The following is a 1659-nucleotide window of genomic DNA, read 5'->3' as shown; positions in this document are numbered from 1 at the left end:
CGGATGTCCGGCTTGAAGTTGCATTGCGCGGGTCTTGTTGGCCACCAGGGCTGGGCGCGCCCACAGGTAATCTTCGCCCTTCGTCAACAAATGCCAGCAGAGCACAGTGAGCTTGCGAGCCACGGCCACCGCGGCGATCTGATGGCCGCGCCGGGCGCGGATGCGGACGAAAAAAGCATGCAGTGGACCGGGCGCCTTGGCCGCCGCCCAGGCCGCCTCGACCAGCATGGCGCGCGCGTGACTGCGGCCGATCTTGCTGATGCGACCGTGATGGGCAGCTCCCAGTCCCGACTGCCGCACCCGCGGGTTCAGCCCGAAATAGCTCACCAGCTTCTGGGGGCTGTTGAACCGGCCGATGTCGCCGATCGCCGCCACGATCCCGGCGGCGACCGCCAGATTGACGCCGGTGATTGTCATCAATCTATTGACCGCGGGATCGTCCATGGCGTCCTGCGCAATTTCGCGGTCGAGCAGGGCCAGGTCTTCCGCCAACCGGTCAAGTTCACGGACGTGCCGATCGAAAGCACCTTCGCCACCGTGCGCCACCGCACCATCCGGTCGAAGAGTTGTCTGTCGAACGGGACCGCGCTCGCCATGGTCTTCAAACTCGTCGAGGGCGCGCAGAAAAGCTGGCGCCGTCTCGATGGCCACCACCAGTTGCCAAAACTCGTTCTTGGTGTGACATTCAACGACGGGATCGAGGTCATCGCCAAGCCGACCGACCGTCAGCCCATAACCGCCGCCGCCTGACCGGCCCGGCCGTCACCAAAATTTGGCGATAGCTCGCGCGCGTAAGCGTCGCACCTTCTCCACTGCCGACCTCCCTTCGGCTTGTTTTTCACAACCCTGTTCTTTCTCAGTGTCAGAGTTAAAGTCTCGTAGATTGAAATGACAAGTCCGGTATTTGACGCTTTGATGACAGCGCAATCGTCTGACTTTTGGCGCTTGCATGCATCGGTTCGAAACGTTGATTAGATCGACAGGAAGCGCAGAATGACAGCGCTCTTCCGACCACCCACAGGCCCCCCAAACGTCGGAGGCGCTTAGGAAGGTGACGGCTCCAGTCCGATGACTGGAGCCTTTTTTGGTGTGCCGAGCATGTTCGACAGCTTGGAGGTGGAAGTCCTTTACCCAGCCTGATGGCGGCGAAGGGTTATCGAAGCGCAAGGGCGTCATCGCGAGATGGGGTTTGAAGGAAGCGTGGAGCAAACCTGCGGCCCGATGGACAAGAACCGGATAACGAGGCCTACCCAGCCGGACGAGCGAGCCAATGATCGCAAAGTCCACAGTCATCAAGGACTGGGGTGGTAAATCCGGCGGGCGTGCAGGGAAGGCGGTCGAACTTACCTCGGGAGATCTCCGGCGTGTCCGGGAGACCGGACTGAGCGGGCCGCAAGGTTCGTGATCGCGACGGAGAAGTCAGCAGACGGCATAGTAGGCGGAACGAGTTTCGCTGAAGGCCCGAACGCTGGAAAGACGTTTTGGATGTGGAAACCTCGAGCCGGCCATGCGGCGGAAATCCAGGTCACTGGCCTTGGGAGCGGCGGGAAAGGGTGAAGCCCGGACGGCGCCGCTCAAAGGAGCCGAAGCCGACGTGACGGAGCCCACCATCTGAACCTCTGGCGCGGACGCAAAACAAGCCGTTCGCGCTCAATCCGG

General features: G+C 61.8%; 2 pseudogenes. One reads left to right on the top strand and one right to left on the bottom strand.

The features are described from left to right. Nucleotides 1-516, bottom strand: a pseudogene (locus IVA82_RS14125) (transposase); the annotation flags it as partial. Between IVA82_RS14125 and IVA82_RS14120 the strand changes: the two are divergent. Continuing rightward, nucleotides 514-750 (top strand): annotated as a pseudogene (locus IVA82_RS14120) (IS256 family transposase); the annotation flags it as partial. The pseudogenes IVA82_RS14125 and IVA82_RS14120 sit on opposite strands and share 3 nt — an antisense overlap. Nucleotides 751-1659: the final 909 nt, after the last annotated feature.

Source organism: Bradyrhizobium sp. 142 (genome assembly GCF_023074015.1).
In the GTDB taxonomy this organism is placed as follows: domain Bacteria; phylum Pseudomonadota; class Alphaproteobacteria; order Rhizobiales; family Xanthobacteraceae; genus Bradyrhizobium.
Note: the sequence above shows the minus strand (reverse complement) of the source record. Positions and strands in the feature narration are given on the sequence as shown.